This is a genomic window from Chryseobacterium shigense (assembly GCF_014207845.1).
GTDB lineage: Bacteria > Bacteroidota > Bacteroidia > Flavobacteriales > Weeksellaceae > Chryseobacterium > Chryseobacterium shigense_A.
Genome location: NZ_JACHLC010000001.1, coordinates 793,138 through 814,392 on the forward strand (window position 1 = coordinate 793,138; position 21,255 = coordinate 814,392).

General features: G+C 35.0%; 21 protein-coding genes, 1 tRNA gene and 1 pseudogene. 20 read left to right on the top strand and 3 right to left on the bottom strand.

The window, feature by feature from the left end; genetic code table 11:
- Positions 1-3: 3 nt before the first annotated feature.
- The 15 genes and pseudogenes from HNP36_RS03530 to HNP36_RS03600 all read left to right on the top strand — a co-directional run bounded on the left by HNP36_RS03530 (position 4) and on the right by HNP36_RS03600 (position 16,518).
- Positions 4-411, top strand: a complete 408-nt coding sequence (locus HNP36_RS03530; protein ID WP_184160360.1) for a hypothetical protein — start codon at positions 4-6, stop codon at positions 409-411.
- 213 nt (positions 412-624) lie between these two features.
- Positions 625-1,914 carry an RHS repeat-associated core domain-containing protein gene (locus tag HNP36_RS03535; protein ID WP_317168947.1) on the top strand — a complete coding sequence of 430 codons (1,290 nt, stop codon included), beginning with the start codon at positions 625-627 and terminating at the stop codon, positions 1,912-1,914.
- A 184-nt stretch (positions 1,915-2,098) separates the two neighbouring features.
- A pseudogene (locus HNP36_RS19250) lies at positions 2,099-2,440 on the top strand (RHS repeat domain-containing protein); the annotation flags it as partial.
- Positions 2,441-3,321: 881 nt separating this feature from the next.
- Positions 3,322-3,858 (top strand): hypothetical protein, encoded by a 537-nt coding sequence (locus tag HNP36_RS03545; protein WP_184160356.1) that lies wholly within the window; start codon positions 3,322-3,324, stop codon positions 3,856-3,858.
- Positions 3,859-4,071: 213 nt separating this feature from the next.
- Entirely contained in the window at positions 4,072-4,434 is a 363-nt protein-coding gene (locus tag HNP36_RS03550) for a hypothetical protein (RefSeq protein WP_184160354.1), read from the top strand.
- 161 nt (positions 4,435-4,595) lie between these two features.
- The gene (locus HNP36_RS03555; RefSeq protein ID WP_184160352.1) at positions 4,596-4,937 is read left to right on the top strand and encodes a hypothetical protein; all 342 of its coding nucleotides are present in this window, start codon (positions 4,596-4,598) and stop codon (positions 4,935-4,937) included.
- A gap of 206 nt (positions 4,938-5,143) precedes the next feature.
- A complete protein-coding gene (locus HNP36_RS03560) occupies positions 5,144-5,737 on the top strand; it encodes a hypothetical protein (RefSeq protein ID WP_184160350.1) in 594 nt (197 codons plus the stop codon).
- A gap of 56 nt (positions 5,738-5,793) precedes the next feature.
- A complete protein-coding gene (locus tag HNP36_RS03565; protein WP_184160347.1) occupies positions 5,794-6,363 on the top strand; it encodes a DUF6624 domain-containing protein in 570 nt (189 codons plus the stop codon).
- A 95-nt stretch (positions 6,364-6,458) separates the two neighbouring features.
- Positions 6,459-6,543, top strand: a tRNA-Ser gene (locus HNP36_RS03570).
- A gap of 707 nt (positions 6,544-7,250) precedes the next feature.
- Positions 7,251-7,595 carry a helix-turn-helix domain-containing protein gene (locus tag HNP36_RS03575; RefSeq protein WP_228456238.1) on the top strand — a complete coding sequence of 115 codons (345 nt, stop codon included), beginning with the start codon at positions 7,251-7,253 and terminating at the stop codon, positions 7,593-7,595.
- Positions 7,596-7,839: 244 nt separating this feature from the next.
- A complete protein-coding gene (locus HNP36_RS03580) occupies positions 7,840-8,463 on the top strand; it encodes a hypothetical protein (protein WP_184160346.1) in 624 nt (207 codons plus the stop codon).
- A gap of 54 nt (positions 8,464-8,517) precedes the next feature.
- Entirely contained in the window at positions 8,518-12,717 is a 4,200-nt protein-coding gene (locus HNP36_RS03585) for a beta strand repeat-containing protein (protein WP_184160344.1), read from the top strand.
- A 174-nt stretch (positions 12,718-12,891) separates the two neighbouring features.
- Positions 12,892-13,464 (top strand): hypothetical protein, encoded by a 573-nt coding sequence (locus HNP36_RS03590; protein WP_184160342.1) that lies wholly within the window; start codon positions 12,892-12,894, stop codon positions 13,462-13,464.
- A gap of 299 nt (positions 13,465-13,763) precedes the next feature.
- Positions 13,764-14,201, top strand: a complete 438-nt coding sequence (locus HNP36_RS03595; RefSeq protein WP_184160340.1) for a transposase — start codon at positions 13,764-13,766, stop codon at positions 14,199-14,201.
- An 880-nt stretch (positions 14,202-15,081) separates the two neighbouring features.
- Positions 15,082-16,518: a tetratricopeptide repeat protein gene (locus HNP36_RS03600; protein ID WP_184160338.1), complete on the top strand. Its 1,437-nt coding sequence runs from the start codon at positions 15,082-15,084 to the stop codon at positions 16,516-16,518.
- Positions 16,519-16,740: 222 nt separating this feature from the next.
- On the opposite strand, the gene HNP36_RS19355 is transcribed toward HNP36_RS03600, so the two are convergent.
- From HNP36_RS19355 to HNP36_RS03610, 3 genes are all read right to left on the bottom strand, one after another.
- Positions 16,741-16,887: a bacteriocin-like protein gene (locus tag HNP36_RS19355; protein WP_410494152.1), complete on the bottom strand. Its 147-nt coding sequence runs from the start codon at positions 16,885-16,887 to the stop codon at positions 16,741-16,743.
- A gap of 28 nt (positions 16,888-16,915) precedes the next feature.
- Positions 16,916-17,059, bottom strand: a complete 144-nt coding sequence (locus HNP36_RS03605) for a bacteriocin-like protein (protein WP_184160336.1) — start codon at positions 17,057-17,059, stop codon at positions 16,916-16,918.
- A gap of 166 nt (positions 17,060-17,225) precedes the next feature.
- Positions 17,226-19,067 carry a tetratricopeptide repeat protein gene (locus HNP36_RS03610; RefSeq protein WP_184160334.1) on the bottom strand — a complete coding sequence of 614 codons (1,842 nt, stop codon included), beginning with the start codon at positions 19,065-19,067 and terminating at the stop codon, positions 17,226-17,228.
- Positions 19,068-19,304: 237 nt separating this feature from the next.
- Here HNP36_RS03610 and HNP36_RS03615 point away from each other — a divergent pair, with 237 nt between their 5' ends.
- The 5 genes from HNP36_RS03615 to HNP36_RS03635 are packed head-to-tail and all read left to right on the top strand — an operon-like array spanning position 19,305 to position 21,254.
- The gene (locus HNP36_RS03615; RefSeq protein ID WP_184160332.1) at positions 19,305-19,628 is read left to right on the top strand and encodes a DUF4870 domain-containing protein; all 324 of its coding nucleotides are present in this window, start codon (positions 19,305-19,307) and stop codon (positions 19,626-19,628) included.
- 27 nt (positions 19,629-19,655) lie between these two features.
- Complete coding sequence (locus tag HNP36_RS03620; RefSeq protein ID WP_184160330.1) at positions 19,656-19,832, top strand: hypothetical protein; 177 nt, start codon at positions 19,656-19,658, stop codon at positions 19,830-19,832.
- Between the two features lie 14 nt (positions 19,833-19,846).
- Positions 19,847-20,311, top strand: a complete 465-nt coding sequence (locus HNP36_RS03625; RefSeq protein ID WP_184160328.1) for a hypothetical protein — start codon at positions 19,847-19,849, stop codon at positions 20,309-20,311.
- Positions 20,308-20,796 carry a hypothetical protein gene (locus HNP36_RS03630; RefSeq protein WP_184160326.1) on the top strand — a complete coding sequence of 163 codons (489 nt, stop codon included), beginning with the start codon at positions 20,308-20,310 and terminating at the stop codon, positions 20,794-20,796. Before HNP36_RS03625 ends, HNP36_RS03630 begins: the two co-directional genes overlap by 4 nt.
- Positions 20,793-21,254: a hypothetical protein gene (locus tag HNP36_RS03635; RefSeq protein WP_184160324.1), complete on the top strand. Its 462-nt coding sequence runs from the start codon at positions 20,793-20,795 to the stop codon at positions 21,252-21,254. The genes HNP36_RS03630 and HNP36_RS03635 overlap by 4 nt, the downstream gene beginning before the upstream one ends.
- The last annotated feature ends 1 nt before the right edge of the window (position 21,255 follow it).

Consider the following 21,255-nt stretch of genomic DNA (forward strand, 5'->3'; position numbering starts at 1 on the left):
AATATGAACCCATCTATTATTGAAGCAAAATTTAGAAGAAGTAAACTTGATCTGGATAAGACAAAATTATGGAGAACAGTTAATATAGATCAACAGGAATCCATATTAAATAAAATAAGCTTAACACAAGATGAGAAAGAGCTGATATGTTATTATAATGGTGATAATTGGTGGTTATTAACAACTAATAATCTTATTGTATGTAATAAAGAGAATATAAAACAAATTAAACTATTTGAAATTTTCAAAATAGAACTATCGAATAATATTAAGAACATAAACTCTTCAGAACTTTTTATAGATATTTCATGTAATGATAATATAATTAAATTAGAATTAGAAAAATCTTCTTGGCCTATAATTGTCGAAATTTTGAAGCTTATAACAACTGCAGAGGTAAATGTGAATTAGAAATATATAAGCTACCAACAAAATAAAAGGGTAATGTACCAGATGTGTTGGTAGCAAAATATAGCGTTGATTTTCAGCGCTATATTTTTTTAACTAAATGAAATTTGAAATTTTGAAATGATATTTAGGTAGCCAAAGTAAAAAATAACAGGAATTAGGCTATCTAAAATATTGAGAGTCATATAAGGTGTTCCAGATGTGTTGGTGGGAAAAGTGAATGATCCGGCCAGCCTTAACGGTAAGCTGTTTGGCTATGAGCTGAAATATAACAATCCGGTGAATACCGCGGCAAAGTTCAACGGGACCATTTCCGAAGTAGACTGGAGAACGGCTAATGATCAGGTGCTCAGAAGATACACCTACCAGTATGACGGGCTGAACAGGCTGAAAAAGGGAGCTTATTCTGAGCCCGGTTCATCTGTACCGCAGAACGATTTCTATAATGAAACCGTAACATACGATATGAACTCCAATATCATGTCCCTTCAGAGAAATACTAAAGGAGTTTCGGGAACGGCTTCGCAAATAGACAATCTTACCTATGCTTATACAGGCAACAGGCTCAATTCCGTTACCGACAGCTCCACGAACTACAGCGGATATCCCGATACCTCAGGAACTCCCATTTCCTATGATGATAACGGGAATATGAAAGATCATAAGGATAAAGGCGTTTTACAGATAGATTACAACTTCCTGGACCTTCCAAATAAAATAACTTTTGACAAAACTTATCTCGCCCGGAATTTAGTAACAGGAAAAACAGTAACCCGTAATGTTACCACAAACTATATTTACAGGGCAGATGGTACAAAACAGCGTAAAGTATATAAATACAGCGGTGAAACGTTTGCCACTGAGGCCGTCCTTTCTACAGATTATCTGGATGGGTTTCAGTATGAATCTCAGGCTGCATCCGGTCCTTTCACTTTAAAATTTGTCCCTACCGCTGAAGGGTATTACAATTTTGAAAATAATAAGTATATTTACAGCTATACTGACCATTTGGGGAATGTGCGTTTAAGCTATTCTAAAAACTCATCCGGCAGCGCAGAAGTTCTTGAAGAAAACAATTTTTATCCTTTTGGATTAAAACATGAAGGCTATAATGCTTTAGCAGGAAATCCTGCTTACAATTATGGCTACAATGGAAAAGAATTACAGAAAGAAACAGGCTGGAGCGATTATGGAGCGAGAATGTATATGAGTGACATTGGAAGATGGGGTGTTATAGATCCATTGGCAGAGACAAGCAGAAGATTTTCGCCTTACAATTATGCATTAAATAACCCAATCAGCTTTATTGATCCCGATGGGAGAAAAGCAACAGTTAACGATATGCAATTTGAGAGTGGTTATGCTGCTGGAGGTGCTTTCGATTTTTATGGGAATGGTGGATATGGCCCTGCTACGGCAGATTTTCTTTATCGTGATGATCCTTTCGCATATTTAAAAAAAGGAAGCGGAGGAGCAACAACGGTCATGTGCCAGATGTGTTGGTAGCAAAATATAGGGTTGATTTTCAACGCTATATTTTTTTTAACTAAATGAAATTTGAAATTTTGAAATGATATTTGGGTAGCCAAAGTAAAAAATAATAGGAATTAGGCTATCTAAAATATTGAGGGTCATACAAGGTGTTTCAGATGTGTTGGTAAGACATTCGTGATAAATAATTTTCGCAAATAATAAGTATATTTACAGCTATACTGACCATTTGGGAAATGTTAGGCTAAGCTATACCAAAAATGATTCAGGAGCAGAGGTCATTGAAGAGAATAATTTTTATCCTTTTGGGTTAAAACATGAAGGATATAATATTTTAAGCGGAAATCCTGCTTACAATTACGGCTACAATGGAAAAGAAATGCAGAAAGAAACAGGCTGGAGTGATTATGGCGCAAGGATGTACATGAATGACATTGGAAGATGGGGTGTAATTGATCCATTGGCAGAGACAAGCAGAAGGTTTACTCCTTACAATTATGCTTTGAATAACCCAATCAGCTTTATAGATCCCGATGGAAGAAAAGCAACAGTTAACGATATGCAATTTGAGAGTGGTTATGCTGCTGGAGGTGCTTTCGATTATTATGGAAACGGAGGGCATGGTCCTGCTACAGCAGATTTTCTTTATCGTGATGATCCGTTCGCATATTTAAAGAAAGGAAGCGGTGGAGCTAAAACTTTTGGGCAGACACAGGCTTATAGAGATATCATGGCTTCATTGCAGCAACCAAGTGCTCCTAAACCAGGTTTCTGGAGTTTTTTAAAAGGACTTTTTGGAGGTAACAAAGGAGCAGGGATTACAACTATTGCAGCTGGAGCTAGTATAATTAAAAGTGGGACTTTAGAGATTGGGGAGGTTTTAGAAACATCACCCTTTGTTAGTAATTATGTGGATGGATTTTCAGATGGAGCTAAATCAACTTTGGATTATGTTGGTGGACAATTTTTCGGTGCTAGTTATTGGGACGGGCTGGCTAACACTTTTAGTTTAGGTACTTATGGTACTGTAAAGACAATAGATGGTATTATTAGATTTGCTGATGCAGCTCCTGATTATACTACTAATGATTATGCATATGGAGCAGGTTTTATAAGCGAAAAAGCTGTAGAGGCTGTAGTGTTTAAAAAAGTTTCCCAAGTAAATGCATTTGGAATAAATGGGGGATATGGGTTTAAAATTGGAAGAACAGAATTTTTATATGCAAATCCGAGTGTGGGTGGGGGAACAATATTTTTCTATGCATCATCTACCGGCGGTAAGTTTCGCTTAGATTATCATGGGTTGCCTTCACTAAATAGAGGCAATACGTTACATTTTCATTCAAATTATTGGGGCTTTAGTAATTCTCCTCATAGAAGCATAAATCCTTTTTATTTTGGAAAACCTATAAAATAGAATAAATGAATTTTAATAATAGAATTTTAAATCAAAAAGTTAGTATTCTTTTTATCGATGATTTTAATATAAGCGATTGGGATGATTTAAGTCAAGTAAAAAATATTTACAAATCCTTATTCTTAAAGGGAGATACTTTGTTTTTTTCATTTAGACGTGAAGAAAATTTAACAGATGGAGAAGAACTAAAAAAACTTAGAGCTAAAATATTAGATACTTTTAATAATGAGGGTGAATATATTATTTTAAGGCAATTAGATGATACACGTTTTGATAGTATTGCTAGAATAGTTATTAATGACAATACTTATAATTTTCTTTTTGACATATGGAAATATTTTTATAGTTGCACTTTTTTTGTTCCCAGCAAAGATTTAACTCTTTCCGATTATGGTAATTTTCAGAAAAAAAATAGATTTGAGGATAAAGCAAATGAAAAACTATTAGATCATCATTTTGCAGATGTTACATGTATAAAAGGGTTAGGTGGGGATAATATGATTATAAGTTATAATAGTGATTATGAATTACCTAAATTTTAATTATAAAGCTTCATTTGGTACGAATACTTCAGGATACTTATAACAACATGGTTCTTATTGGAGTGCTTCTGTGAGAAATCCTGCAAATTCCCTTGGAAGATGGTGGGCTGGAAAAGGAGCACAGTATGATATTAATTTTAGAGGAATAAATACAATTAGACCACCAAGAGAACATGATTTTTCCAAAGATCTTAAATAATATAATGATTAACTATGAAAAATATACTAAGGCTATTTGTTTTAACGGTTGTGTGCTCTTGTAATATGGATAATTACGCAAAATTACCTTTTGGTGGATATGGAGTTGATTTTGAAGGAGGAAAAAATAATAGGATGATGAAGAATAATATGATGATTATCGATAGTGGACTTGTAGATTGCAAATATAACGATGTGTATATGTTGGTTTCTGTTGACACAACCTATTCGATGAATCCCCATAAAGTGAATAAGAAAAATCTTAAATATTTTATACAGGATTTAAAAAAAGATACTATTATCAAAAAAATATCTTATTCAGATTTACAAAAGATTATAAAACAAAAATCTTTAGAAGAAATAGATATTACTAAATAGATTCATTCTCTTACTAGAGATTTAAAGGATTATAAAGCAATTAATATATCTGGTACAGGGACTGATAGGGGAGCTAGACATGTTATTTTTAAAGATACACCTAGTCAGGTAGAAATCATAGGAATAGTTAAGGGACATGATTATACTAAAATTTTTAAATAATGGAAAATTGGGAAAAATGGGATTTGAAATATTCTATAGCAGAGTTTATTGTGCCAAGACTTGAGGCATATAAAAATGAAGTGGAAAATGACAATATTATGTCTATACCATTATGGATAGAGGATCATAGTTTACCATTTATTTTAGACCAGAACAGAGGATATTCAAAAGAAGAAGTAAGTTTAATAAATAAAGAATGGACTATAATATTACAAAAAATGATATTCTCATTTAAAAGTTTATTAATATCCCAAAACGAAATAAATTTTGAAGAATTACGAAGGAGGCAAAATGAAGGAATGCAGTTGTTTGCAAAATATTATCTTAATTTATGGGACTGAGTATTGTTTATATATTCTAAGATATTAATAGGGTGATGTATCAAAGTTAATGATTCGATTATTCCAATAAATAATTTATTGAAAATCAACTAAATTTAAATGTTAGAATTTAAACGGTAAGAGTCGGTTATCCTGCTCTTACTGTTTTTTGTAGAAATAATTTCAGTATTTTTTGTAGTTTGGCAGAAATAATAAATAAGGCACACATGAAAAAAAATATGTTGCATTTTCTGTTGTTAATCCTGTTTTTCTCATGCAGTGAAAGTAAAAAGGAGATGTCCGGAAATGACGGATTTAACAAAACTGATGATCATGTATTCTCTATTGAAGAAATGCCTAATCAGGGAACAACATATGACACTATTTATACACAGAATGTTCCGGATAATATCAGGCTTATTACAGCCCTGGAAACCGATCTGGAAAAAGCAGGATTCAGTTTTAAATCCAGAAAATCTGCTGAAATATCTTATAATAATTGTGAAGAAAACAGCATAAAAATAGTCAGTGGTAATGGAATAAGAGAGTATTTTGCAAAAAGCAGCAAACCGGAGAAAGGAACTGAAGATTTCTATCCTGATTTTGTGGTTAGGGTATACGAATTTCCGTCAAAGGAAGATGCAGGGAAAGGTTTTAAAGATTTGGAAAAAGCACTCTATTCACGGGGAAACCATTGTAATGGAAAAGCACCTGAAAAGCTTGTAATGAATGGCACTGAAGTCTATCATTTATCTACCCGTGCAGAAATGTTCAGAAGCTATACGGAAAAGTATGGTGAAATGATAAAAAATTACCATTAGATATCTTTGCGTTAAATTTGATATCAAGCCGTTAAGATTATTAAACTGGAAAAGGTATGAATGAAGCACTTTCAAATGAGCTGATCGAGCTGGCTGAAAAAGATCTGTCAGTCAGGGAAAAACTGGCTTCGGAAGTTCAATTGGCAGGTAGATATCATCCGGAAATGGAAAAGATCCACAGGCAAAATGCAGAAAGACTTAGGGAGATTATTAAAGAGATAGGATTGCCAACAGTCTCAAAAGTGGGAGAGAAGGCCAGTGATGCCGCCTGGCTGGTTGTTCAGCATTCTATTGGCGAACCCGAATTTATGAAAGAATGTTATAAAATGATGGTGGGAAACAAAGAAGATATAAGCCCTTTGAATATTGCTTATCTGCATGACAGAATCCAGGTTTTTCAGGGCAAACCGCAGCGATATGGCACCCAGTTGACTACAGAAGGAATTCCTTATCCTGTAGAAGACAAGAATATTCTTAACGAAGAACGCCTGAAAGTTCTTTTACAACCCTTTTCACAGGAAGAAATTAATCATATTCCCGGTATAGAAAAGATTCCTGAAATAGATGGAAAAGATGCTGATTATACAGCATGGAGAATAAAAACGGGATGGATAGTGACTTCTTAATCAGATTTTTTTACAAAGAGCTAAAAAATATTTTGTCAGTTTCAAAAAACTTTATATATTTGCACCACTGAAAACGACGGTACATCCGTTATTCAGGAGAGTTGGCAGAGTGGTCGATTGCGGCAGTCTTGAAAACTGTTGACTGTAACAGGTCCGGGGGTTCGAATCCCTCACTCTCCGCAGAGTAAATACTCAAAAGCTTTTAAAAAGCCTGCAATTTTAAATTGCAGGCTTTTTTTTGTTTCTGGAATACCGCTTGAATTTCGTTTGCAGATGTAAGGTTTTTATAAAAATATTGCAACTGTTCATTTCTGTTTCGAAACAGATGTACTATTATAAAATGCTGGAATTAATCATAGCGAACTGACTATCTATTTTGTATCTATCTTTTTAAATAATGCTTTGTCAAAGAGGTTTTGCGTGCTGCGAATTCAGACTCATTATTCGTCTGTCTGCAATTTAAAGTCCTGGAAAAACCATTTTCATTTTTGAAATTTCACTTTATATACTTGTTTTTAATATACTAAAATCATTGGATAGATACTTTTTAGACCTCTTGTTTTTTTGATTCTTAGATTTAAATTTCCTCTTTTGCTTAAAATAATGAATGCCTAATGAATTGTAAGGATATCTGGTATTTCTGAGTTTTTTAAATATCCCGAAAGACAAGTCAATGCCGTGTATGTTGCAAAAACCTTGATTCTGAAATTGATTTGAAATAGAGCAAATGTTGGATATGATTTTTTAGAATTCATACCTCCTTATCATCCTGTATTTATCTGCTACAGCCACATTCTGAATAAATGAATCTACATAAAAGATAACAGTCGGAATTATATTTTTTATGAAAAGTGAACCCTCAATATAAAATTTTCAGTCTAATAAAAATGATAACATTAATTATGGAAACTTATCAGAAACCAGACTATGGAAAGATATTTCAGGATATTCTGAAAAAAAAATTCCCAAATAAACTAAATGACTTTAAATTTTTGCTTAAAAAGAAAGACTTTTCTGCTTTGGATGTTATACAGCTTAACAACAAAATTTTTGGAGTTATAAATAAAGAAAATGATTCTTTTAATCAAAAAAGCCGCTCTTACAGCCAGTCAGATATTCTTTATATCCTGAATTATCAGAAGGAATACAGTTTTAGTAATACCCAGGTGGCCAATCATTTCAAACTAAGCCGTAATACCGTTTCAAAATGGAAAAAAATATTTAATATATAATGGATGAGTTATATAACTATTTCCTTATAAATATACTGAATTACAAAGCTTTACATTGTTGAATGTGTATACTCCGGTTTACATAAACCCTTATTTGAATTCAATAATTCCGGCCAGGTTCATATTCAGGGACAGAAGATTATACTGAAACATATTTAAGATTGTAAATATAGCCGTGAATCTTCAGCATTCTATAAATACCCAAACAGGGTTTTGTTAAATATTCTCTGTTAATCAGTTCATTATGAAAACAAAATACATTTCTGAATTAAAATCAGACTTCAGGTTTTTTGGAGCTCTGTTTTTATTTTGTTTTCATAGCATTCAGGCACAACTTTATATTTCCCGGGGCACCATTATTTATAGAGCGGAAAATATTTTCTCAGATTCCATAAAAATAGAGAATGAAAATCCTGAAGCTAAAATCTACGTAAGCTCAAATACGATAATAGTAAACCCTCATAATATATCCAATCATCGAATTGTAGAGGTAAAAAGCAAAAAAAATATTGTAAAATCTTCTGGAAAACTTATTGAGAAGAGCCACACTAAAACCTTTGAAAAGAGTAAACATGTTGCCGTAAAAACTGAAAATAAGAATATTGAAAAACTTTCATTTTCTTCATCTCCTGTACCTCAGCATTTTTTCTCTTCATCACAGAAAAATACTGTTGCAGTAATTCCAGTAACAAATACGCATCCTTCGGGTTTTATACCAGCTTTAAAAGATTTTTTTAAACACCGTAGTTCTCAGGAAAAAAAATCCCGGATTGTCTTTTACTATGATTTTCTTTTATCTCAAATAAACTTTTCCGCATTTTCTGTGAGGCCACCACCCGTTTTCATTATTGGTTTTTATTTAGTATAACCTATCAGTCTGTTTTTGAGTAGGTTATTAGTTTATCAATTAATAAATAAAATAATGAAAATATTTTTATCTCTAAAATATCTCAAAAGAATATGTTTTTTACTTATCCTTTTGACGTTTTTTGAAGGATATGCACAATGTCCTCAAAATATTGTTTTTCCGGCATCAGCCAGTGGGGCAGCTGCAACAACCACAATCAACGGAAACGGCTACAGAATAGGAAACTCCACATTATCCTTATCAAACTCCAGTATCGTATCATATACCAATACCATTGAAAACGGACACCAGACCGCTTATGGTATCGAGATTGCGCATTCCGGATCTGCTGATACATTTGCCAACAGAGTAGAAACAACGCTGACTTTCTCTCAGCCGATTTATAGTCTGAATTTTAATATCAATGATCTTGATGCTGGTGATAATATCAGAATATTGGCATATGATCAGAATAATACTCTGATCAATTTTGGAACAGGTAATTTTACATTATTCAATACACCCACTACCACCCAAATTACATATACTGCCTCCCCGAATAAAGAATTTACTTCCAGCGGTACTAATATTCCATCTTCAGATAGTAATTTGAGAGCGAGAATTGCAGTAAATTTTAATGGGCAATATGTATCCAGACTTATATTACAGTATTACGATGTAAATTCAAGCGGATCATATACTATTGATGCGCTTTCAGGAAGTGCTCTTTGTGCCAATCCGGATAGTTTTACAGTAACAAAAGGGAGTTCTTCTACAGCAACAACCCTTTCCAATGATTTTCATTTGACTGCAGCAGCAACCACCTCCAATGTCACAGCGTCAGCAGTTGGATCGTGGCCGGGCGGTATTACGATGAATCCAAATGGAACTATAAGCGTAACCGGTGCTGCGACAGCCGGAACATACACATTAAGTTACAGGATATGCTCTGCCTCTGTTCCTTCCAATTGTTCTACATCAACAGCAACACTCATTATTTTAGAAGATACTGACGGTGATGGTATAGCCAATATTTATGATCTTGATGATGATAATGACGGTATTTTGGACACAGATGAATGTCCCGGTAATGCTGTCACAAACGGAATATTTGCCGGAGATCTGTCCGGATGGACCGCCGGAACAGGCTGGACGTACAGCTCTGCAAACGGAGGAACGGCGATCAATTCAGATAATGGTTTGACTGCGGGAAGTTTAATATCTCAGTCTGTAAGTAATCTAAATCTTGTTCCGAATAATGGTTTTGTTTCAGTAAACTTAAAACTGGGAGCACAAGATGCAAATAATACTGCAGGCTCAACTGCAACATTAGAGGTGCTTTTGAACGGTACAGTGTATGCAACTTTTACCAACAGTACTTTGAGAGATAATTCAAATGTGTCACTTGCTTTATCAAACGGAGCTGTAAGTAATTTCACAACTTTTGGTACTACAGGTGCAGCTGCATCTACATACACCCAGTCAGCCCCTTTTAGCATACATATTCCTCATACAGGACCCAATACAGCAACACTTTCATTTAGAATGACTTCAGGAAGTGATGATTGGAGCCTGGATGATATTTCAATCAATGCTTCTATTTGTGATTATGATAATGACGGTATTCCCAATCATTTAGATCTGGATTCTGATGGAGACGGTTGTTTTGATGCTATTGAAGGGGATGAAAATGTAACTGCTGCTCAACTGACAGCCGGAAGAATTTCTGGCAGTGTCAATACCAATGGTGTTCCTAATTTAGTAAACTCAGGCGGTACTGCCGATGTAGGCGGAGACGTAGGACAAAATTTCGGATATTCTCAAAGCATCAATCTCAGTGCATGTAAAGATACAGACGGAGACGGCATGATGGACAATCTTGATCTCGACAGTGATAATGACGGGATTTTAGATACCGATGAAGGTACTTTTTGTGCCAAAATAGGAAGAAATATCAGAGTTGGATATTTAGCCGTAGGCGCAGCCGATGATGGTTTAGCAACCAATTTATTATTAAATTTAAATAACTATGGTACTTACGGAGTCTATAAAAATGTAACAGGAGTTACTTTGGTCCCTTTTGCAGCAGTAACTGATGTGACGGAAGCTAATTTGATCAGTAATAATATCGATGTGTTTTTCGTTGGTTCAACGGCTACAGATAATAATAATGCAACCGGTGCAAGTACAACTAATAAAGCACCTACAAGCGTTAATAATATTCTGACCACGTGGGCAAAAAATACCGGAAAAGTGATTTTTGCTATTCAGAATAATGCAGTGGATTTTGGTTATTTAACCTCATCTAATAACGCAAATCCAAATACACCTTCCGGTACAATTGGTAATCAGGTATATACTAACGGATACTGGCCTGCAACATCACTTACACAATCAGGAGCTGTTCAGATGACCATAAGCTCATCAACAAGATTATTTAATACGTTAATGGTAGATGCTAACGGAAGACCGGTAGTGGTTTCTGACCAAGAGTATAATCTGGTGATCTTTCCGGATGCAACCATTTATATTGCAGAAGCAACGCAGGCTATACCTGGAACTGATAGCGATAGAAGAGCTATTGCAGATACATGGGCTTACGTTTTTGACAGATTTGTGTCCAAACAATGTACTTCTACAGATACAGACGGAGATACAATTCCGAATCACTTAGACTTAGATTCTGATAATGATGGCTGTAGTGATGCATTTGAAGCAGGAGCTACCACTTCTCTGACTCCTAATTTCGTATTTACATCAGTTGCCGGAACATCTACAGATACCAATAGTGACGGTTTGGCAGATATTGTTGACGGAACCCCGCTGGATGGGATTCCAAATTACATTCTTACTTACGAAATAGCAATAGACGGAACCAACAAAAAATGTCTGGATTCCGATAGTGACGGAGTTTTAGATTCTGTAGATCTTGATGATGATAATGATGGTATTTTAGATACCAGTGAAGGATTTGCGTGCAGCTCATTAAACAGAAATCTCAGAATTGGCTATTTGAATACAACATTAGGAAATAACGGACTAATGATCAATATGCTGAGTAATCCTGCCAACTTCAGCTATTCAGGAACTTTTAAAAAATTCCCGGGAATTACTTTTGTTCCATATGCTTCAGAAGCAGCAATTACAGAAGCTCAGTTACTGGCAGACAATATAGATTTATTCTATGCAGGTTCTTCGGCAAATAATGCCCAGACAGCATCAGATAAACTTTCCACAGCATTAAATACAAGAATATTAACCTGGATCAGCAACAATAATAAAGGCGCGATCATATTACAAAATAACGCTTCGGATTATGGGTATCAGGTTACTAATAACAATACCAATAATAATGCTCCTTATGGAATGGTTGGTCAAAGAGTTTTCACCAACGGATATTGGCCGGAAACTACTTTCTCTCAGTCAGGGTCTGTTCAGATGACGATTGCTTCCTTAACCAACACATATGAAACAGCAATGGTTGATGCTCAGGGAAAAGCAACTTTCATCAAGGATAAAAACAGAAAAATCGTATTTATTCCGGATGCTACTATTTTTGAAGCCAATGTAGGTGCTTCAAACGTTAATAATGCTACATTACGTGTTGCAGCTGACGTTTGGGCTTATGCTTTTGATGTTTTCCTTCAGGGAGTATGTTCTTCTACAGATACCGATGGTGATGGTACACCAAATTATTTAGATCTGGATGCTGATGGTGATGGTTGTTTTGATGCTATTGAAGGCGATGAAAATGTTTTAGCATCACAACTCAATTCAAATGGGAGCATTAACATTAGTCTTGCTGCTCCTAATAATGGGGTAGGTTCAACAGCAGGAACCAATTTAGGAGTTCCGAATCTTGTGAATACAGGTGGTTCCGCAGATACAGGAAGTGTAACAGCAGGAAGTGTCGGTCAGCCAATCGGTTCTTCTCAGAATGCATTGGTAAACACTTGTATCTGTTATGAAGATCCAACTTTAGCAGCCGGGCAAACTTATCCTGTAAAACACGGTATTACCTTGTTGGGAAGAGCCGGAGGCAGCAACACAAGCTGGCCGATGCTCAGAAACTCAGCTTATACTGCTCTGGAAAGTAAAACCAAAGGATTCGTAATTACCAGAAACAGTAATCCCGAAGGAACCATTGCCATTCCTGTTGTAGGAATGATGGTTTTCGATACTGATGAAAATTCAGGCTCAGGATGTCTGAAAATTTATCTGGGAAGCGGGGCCGGGGAAGGCTGGAAGTGCTTCAGTGCTCAGGGATGTCCGTAATTGAATTTCACGTGAAATCAACTTAAGACAGAGTGAACTTTTTAAAATAATTTATTGAATAAAATCTCATCGAAGCCCTTACCTCAATAGTGAAGATGGCCAGATCTTCAGATAAACACAAAGATATGCAAAGGTAGAGGCAAGGGCAAGATGGGATATTAAATATGTAAAACAATGAAAAATACAGCAGCCATATTATTTTTTTCCTTCTCCGTAATTGCTTATTCGCAGGTAAGAGTAGGAGCTACTAATTCGGTAGAAAGTGTTACCAGTGCTTCCGTTTTACTGGAATTCGGAACAGATAATGACAAAGGGATTATACTTCCTTACGTAGAAACTGTGCCATCCGGTGTAAATAATGCTAAAGGAGGAACGTTAATTTTTGATGTTTCTGCCAATGCGGAATACAAAGTAAAGGTAAAGAATGAAAATGCGGGATGGACAGACCTTAGTGTGCAATCCGGATATAATACAGCGATTGCAGGCAGTGTGAAAACTCCACAGGCTTCTCCATTAGCTGACCAGACCAGTGCAAAAGCTATAATTGGAAATTCAGCCACGACAACAGATGGTGTTTTGGTTTTGGATTCACCAAACAAAGCAATGGTTTTACCAATTGTTTCCAATTATACCAACATCAAAAATCCATCTCCCGGAATGATGGCTTTTCTTAAACATCCCAGTGATTCTGCAAAGCATCGTTTGATTGTTTTCAACGGACAGAAATGGACGTTCTGGAAACCGTAAAATTTATCTTCAACACTCATATTTATAGTAACAGACCAATTATTTTGGTCTGTTTTTTTTATAACAGAATACTGAGTGAGTAAATGAATTGCCCGTTTTGATGTACACAATACTTCCGGGCAGAACTAATCAACCTCTGATTGTATCAAAATAATACTGAAATTTTCACCGAAATAGTATTTAATGTATTGATTATCAAATGTTTTTATGATGATAGTACTTCGATAGACCCCTGGTTTTTTCTGAATTTTAAATTATTGTTTTTCCTTTGACCTGTAACTAACATAATCTTTAAAACTTTGGACTTTAAAAACATTCATATCGGCTCACTTATCAGGCAGGAAATTAATGAAAAGGATATAGCAACTTCAAGGGTTTGTAACTTCATGAATTGTACGGAAAATGAAATTGAAGAAATGTTGGGCTTGAAGAGCCTTGACTCGGAAACCCTTTTAAAATGGTGCAAACTTTTAGAATATGATTTTTTTAGAATGTACAGCCACCATCTGATATTATATTCACCTGATTCAAGTTCATGCGGAGTGAAAAAAAATGCCGCCACTAAATCTTCTCTCCCGAATTTCCGTAAAAATATATATACAAAAGAAATCATCGATTTCATTCTTGAAATGATAGAATCCGGGGAAAAAACAAAGAGGCAGGTGATAGAACAGTACAGAATCCCTAAAACCACCTTACACAAATGGATAAACAAGTACAACAACTTAAAAAGCTGATTAATGAAAACCTTCACAGGTCTAAATCTCAAATTCTGAGTGTTTTTGGAAAGCCATCCAAAAAATCGGATTGTGAAATTTGGTTTTACAGAAAATTCTACATTAGTTTTTTTAATGATGAAATAGCTTTTTTATTTGAAGAAGATACAGTTGTGGATATTTGCATAACCCGGTATTTTCTTTGGAAAGAAGTGAAAAGCATTTATTATTTTGAAGGTAAAAATCCGGAGTATAAAGTGGTTTCATTATTAATTCCCGGCAGATACAAAAGAACTTAGATCTTCCTTTGGTAAATCGTATTATTCTGTTTATAAGTTATATGGTTTTTTTAATAACTGTATATCAGTAAGATATACTAAAATAGATACTGTATAGATATGCCTTTTTTGTTACTGATTATGCTATTTAGCTTTCTTTGCCATCTTAAAATACGATTAAGAAATTAAAAAACACCCGATAATATTAATATGAAAAAATGGAATCTGTTATTTTCTCATCTGTCTCTTGAACATTGATTCACAAGTTGGTATTAATACAGGCAGATTATCTTTTTTGTAAAGAAATCATCACGGGAGTTTTGAAAAAATAAACCGCCATTTATATGATAAAACGTAAAATAGGTAAACTGATAGCTCAAAGATAATCCAAAAGATAAATAGTAACATGAACATAAAAATATTGTATGATTTTAAAATAAGTTATAAAAGGATCTGCTTTCCGGCAGAATAGAAATATTGAGTGTGTGTTGCACTTCAATAAAATTAAAATATTTCTAAATAATTAAGAAATATATTTTATTAATTAGGTTTTTTTAATAATATGATTAATTAATTTAGTTTTTAATAGCTTTATTGTTGATTGTAAGCCATGTGTGAAATTTATGTATTCAAGGAAATTATTAGTCATAGTTACAGTATTATTCTTAGGGTTTTGTTTTGGGCAGAACACGAAAAAAGAGCTTGATTCCCTATTTGTAAATAATGTCTCCCGTCTTTTCAATGACGGCAAACTGAAAGAATCACTTGCTTTGTGCGAAAAACTGATTGAAGGGTATGAAAAGATAGATGAAAAAAAAGAAGTGGTAAAAGTATATGTTTTTGCAGCTAATATTAATACCAATCTTTTTGAAATAAAGGAAAGCTTAAAATATCTGGATATAGCTCTCATAAAAAACAGCGATTTGAATAACCCGGCCATTGAAGCAAGAATATATGCAGAATTGGGACGCAATTATAAAATACTAGGCTTCCGGGATAAAGCCATTGAAAATTATAATCAGGGCTTAAGTATCGCGAAAACACTTCCTGTTCAGAATGTAAAAAGCATTCTCAAATATATTTACAGTGCCAGAGGAGTTATTTATGAAGAGGAAAATAACATCAAAGCTTTTGAAGGAGATCTGTACAGAGCCCATAAATTGGCACCTGATGTTTACACTTCCGCAAGACTTGCGAAGTTTTTTATTTCTTACAAAAAGAATTTGGATTCTGCGAAATATTATTTGGATTTCGGTAAGAAACTGTATCGTAAAAATATTACTCCATTATTTCAATACTCTGTTCTTCAGAGAAATTATGGGCGTTATTTCTTTGAATTACAAGACTATACTAAAGCAATTGCTTTATATGAAGAGTCCCTTTCCATATCCAGAAAGCTCAATAAACCCCAGGATATTAAAGATACCCATAAATTGTTGTTTGATGCCTATAAAGCAATGCAGAATGAAAAAAAAGCAGTTGAAAATATTGAGATTTATACAAGAATAAATGATAGCCTGGTAAATGAAACCCGAAGAGTCCAGGGAATTCCGGTAGAAAGGTTTATCAAAGAAAAAGAAGTTCATACCGAAAAATCCAAAAACAGATTCTACGTAATAATAGGTGCAATCATAGCATTGTTTTTAGCGGTATATATTTTCACCAGGAAAAAATACAATTCCAGAAGAAAAGAAAGTGACAACCTGATCAATATAAAAGAAGAAGAAAACCAGCAGCTTCAACAGAAGGTAAACGAATCATTTGATGATATTATTCAGCTTGCAAAAAATAACAGCCCCGAATTTTTCACCCGCTTTCAGGAAGTATATCCCGAGGTAATCAGTGAACTGCTAAAAATCAATTCTAAGCTGAGAGTATCGGAGCTTACGCTTTGCGCTTTTATTTATCTTGGGTTTAACACAAAAGATATTGCAGCATTTACGTTCAGGACAATAAGCACGGTGCGCAACCGTAAACATAACCTCAGAACCAAACTCAATATTCCCATCGAAGAAAGTACAGAACTATGGTTTAAAAATATCAGCAATAAACTATACTAAGGATAATAGCAGCGGTGCTTCTGCTGTAATAGTTATTCTTACAATTATTATCGTTTTTTTCAGTTTTTAGCAGGGAAGGAGTGATATGATACCTTGTAATTGATAAAGTGCAGTAATACATAGCATTATGAGGGAAGGCTCAAATTTCTCACTTTCCGCAAAAATCCCTTAGAATCTTTGATTCTAAGGGATTCCATTTCTGAATAATAATGTATTTAATTTCTAACTTAATATATCACACGGTGCCACGCAGATTATCCAGGGGCATCTTTTTATTCCCGGAGGAGGGCAGCATGCTTCAGAACAGCTCAGTGCTCCGCCATTAATACTCTTCAACTGATCTCTTGAAATTTTTTTAGAATTTTTCATAATAAAGTAATTTGGTTAGGTTTGAAGTTTAGGGTTGGTTTCCACCGCCACACCCGTCGTATGCTCTGCATTGCCATTTCCCATTGATCAGGCAAAGCTGCCCGCCTGTACAGTTAATACCGCCTTTAATGGCTTTCATTTCCTGTCTGTTGATTTTCTTTAAATTTTTCATAATAATTGAGTTTAGTTCTATTCGAAATTAATCAATTTTTACCAATTGAAGTGAAATTATTCTAAAAAACGTTTATTTTAAATGAATTTATTAAGGTTTAAATGGTTCTTTTCTCAGCATCAATGCACTTCTTTTTTCTTCCCTGAATACTTTCAATAACAGTTTCTTATCCTATTTCTTTAATATAATTCACAAGATCCTTTTCGGCATCCAGATCAAATTTTTGCTTGAGGCGGTATTTTGTCATTCGTACACTTTTGGGTTCAACATTCAGTAAGCCTGCAATTGTTTTGGTATCCATTCCAAGATAGAGATAGGCGCAATACTTAAGATCCAAAGTGGTTAGCTTTTGTTTTGCATGTTTGTTCAGATTGCCGAAAAAATCGGGATGCATTTCCTGGATATGGAATTTTGCTTTCTCAAAATCATTGTCATTCAGGGTTTCTTCCCGGATGATCTGCTGTATGTTGACAGGTTCCTGATTGGATAATTTCTCTTTAAGCTGCTGCAATACATCATTTTTGTGTTGCAGATGAAGCTGATTGGCCATTACTTCATTCTGCAGTTTTTGTTGCTGAAGGGCCAGCAATTCCTGTTCTGCTTTTAAGCGTGCCTGCTCTTCCTTTTCATATTTTATCTGTATAGCGGCTTCATTTTTCTCGGCAGTAAGCTGCTTCTCTCTGGCCAGAGAATACCTGAGATTGAAATGGTAGGAACGGAACATAAAAACGGCACCAAGCCCGCCAATAGTTATCAAGGCTATTAAAAGATATTTCTGTTTTTTCTGGCCGGAAGCTTTTTCCTGTAAAGATTCTATTTCCCGTTCTTTTTTACTCAGTTCAAACTGGGCTTCCAGTCTTTTGGTGACCGCTGCCGATTGTTCGTCAAAAAGCAGGCTGTTATATTCCGTTATTTTCTGCTGGTAAGTGAGTGCTTTTTCATAATCTCCCTTCTTTGTACTGAGCTTCACTAAAGATGTAAGTACATTGATAAGTGTATGATAATAAGGTTTTTTTCTTTGTGCTATCTGGTCATAAGCTATGGTAAGATATTTTTCAGCGGCCGGGAGATTGTTTTCTCTCATGCTTAGTTCACTCAGCATGCCATAGCTGTTGGAAATCACTACATCATTTCCCGAAGGGGTGGCCCGCAGTGCTTCTTTTATATTGTCGCGCATTTTCTGCTTAATAACAGGATCATCGGCATTATAATATTTAAGGTAATAACTCGCTTTGTTATTCAGGCAATGGGAATAGGTATTATTCATAACCTGTCCCGGATACCGGTGAAACAGCTCAATAGCTTTGTCCAATGGCTGCATGATGCTGTCCAGGTATTTTTTCTGTTTTGTTTTTTCATAACGGAAAGTATACACAACAGATATAGCCGAATAGACATTGGCAAGCATATTTTTATTGGAAGATTTTTGTGCATATGTTAATGCTTTATGGATATATTCCATTGATTTGTGCTCATCATTCCATTCAGTATAAATGCCATATAGAAAATAATAGATGCGGGCTGTAAGCAGGGGTTCTTTTTCCGGATCAGGAATGTTTGTAAGGGCAAGATTAAGATACTTTAAGGTAGCTTCATTGTCAAAAAGAGTACTTCTTAGCATAGCTGCAGCGTAGTTTGCATAAGCAAGCGCTAAAGGATTGTCCTGTTTCTTCGCCGAAATACTGGCCTTATCAATATATTCTTTGGCTTGATCAAATTTTTCAGTATTCGTATAAATGTTTGACAGTATCCAATACGCTTTTACAGTCCCCAGATTGTCTGCTGAAATCTTTTTACTGTTCCTGAGGCTGAGTTCGGCCATTTGTATAGCTTCAGGATAACGTTCGGCGGCGCGGTACCAGTCTGCCAATTGCTGCTGGACAGTGATTGCCTGTTCAGTTGCAGGATGGGTATTCAAAATATGCTGCAAACTGTCGGCAAAATTCTGCTGTGCCTGAATACTAACTGAAAAAAGAATGAAAAAGAGGAGTTGAGGGAATTTTTTCATATTCAAATGTACAGAAATCTGTAGTCATTAAAAACAAGAGGTAAAAATTTCTGCTATAATGATTTATTTGTATTGATTTGATTTATAATGGATTGTATTTTATTGTAGACATTCTGTAGTATCCAGGTTTTGTCATTGTAAGAATTTTGTAGTTGTAAAAGAATAGGATTATGGATTATAGCAGAGCATTTTTGTCCTGTAAAACTTTCACACAATTCTAATCCTAAAACTTTTATTATGAACAACAAAACTCTTTCAATTGTATCCTACATCACCCTTATCGGATGGCTGGTTGCTTATATCAGTGGAAAAGACAATGTAGACAGTCTTCTAAAATATCATTTGAAACAGTCACTCGGGTTGCTTGTTACAAGTATCGTTTTCAATATTGTACTGGGTATTCTGATAAGCATTATGCCTTCTTTATCCCTATTAAGCCTTATTGGGTTTGTTTTTCTTGCCTTGCTGGTTATTGGTATCATCAATGCTGCTAATGAAGTGCAGAAACCATTACCGATAATCGGGAAAATGTTTGAAGACAAATTTTCTTTTATCAGATAGCAGGAGTATAAATTTAAAACCGGAAAAATGAAAAAAGTAATTGGAATAATTCTTATTGTCATCGGAGCCTGTCTGGCTTTTATTATGAAAATGGGCCCTGCCGAAGAAACCGTGTGGATGTTTACTTATGGTATATGGCCGGTGATCATTGCTGCTCTTATTTTACTGATAACAGGCCTGTCATTATATAACAGAAACAGATAAATTATAATACATTAATGATGAATGAATATAAATACTACCAGGAAGTAAGCTCCGGGGTTTACAAAAGAGCAGACCGGAAATTACAGTATCTCTTATCTGCATTTATTCTGTTTGCCGTAGGAGGATTCTTTTTTATTAAATGGCCCGGTATTGAAGGATATATAGTAACCGTTATTACCACTGCATTCGGGCTTGGGTTGCTTAACAGAATGTTCAATAGCCTGCATATTGATGTCAACAGTAAGATCTTGATCCAAAAATCCGGTTTACTGGCCGGAACACGAACTATTTCTTTTGCAGATGTCCAAAACCTGAATATTAACAACAGCATTTATGTTTTGATATTGATATCGTCTGCGCTGGCTTTAACGGAAAAAAATGGTAAACGTGAACAAATCCTTTTAGGACAAAGCTTTATGAACAGCAAACATATGGAACAGCTTCTGCTGGAAACAGAAAAAATTACAGAAATACAATGAAAGATCAGATGATGCACTGGATGGGCAGCGATTTGGTACTGACTCCCAACCGTATTTATCGCAAAATAGGCAACCGTATTCTTATCGTTGCATTGCTGTTTCTGATCCTGGGATTATTCCTGTTTATCCGGTTGCACGATTTCTGGCAGATGCCCTTAGCCATCGCATTTTGCCTGGGACTACCCACGTTCATACATAAGATTGCTGTTGTACAGCAAAAGGTTATTATTCCTCCAGGGAAAGATGGTCAGATTGTCTTTTGTATAGGAAACCTTTATCAGTGTAATGTTGTACGGAAAAATGAAGCTGTTATTGTCCGCAATACACTCAATGGCAGGGCTTTTTATGCTGTTGCAGATCAACAGAACCGCTATGGGAAATCTTACCAGATCAGTCCTTTCCTGAACAGGCGGAAAAGAGCTGTTCAGTTTGAAGAAGAGGTATTTCCGGTGATTCGTAAACAATTAGAAATCTGGCATTCATGAAAACATTTCAATATCTTATTCCGGAAGGTGAAACCTATAAAATAAAACAGTTCTTTTCCTTTCATCATCTTATACTTTGTATGTGGTTTCTTATAGGAATTGCCGTTCTTACATACAGCGACTATATCAAAACAGGAATAGCCATCATAGTTATTTCCTCTCTAATCATTGTTCTACTGCTTTTGAAACCTTCAAAAATAAGAGTTTACCCTTACGGTAAGATCCTTAAAGTAGATGTACCAGGGAGAGGGCGGTATCAGGACACGTTTGATTTCAATCAGATATTGGGATTTGAGCTGGAAGCATTAAGTTTTGCCAGGATTCCACTGGGTGCCTATTTATATGTAAAAGCTACGGATAATACAGGGAAGGAAACGAAGCATTTCCTAGGAAGCTCTTTTGGGAAAAAGAAAATGCAGGAACTTTCCAATGAACTCGATCAGATTTTTAAGCAATAAA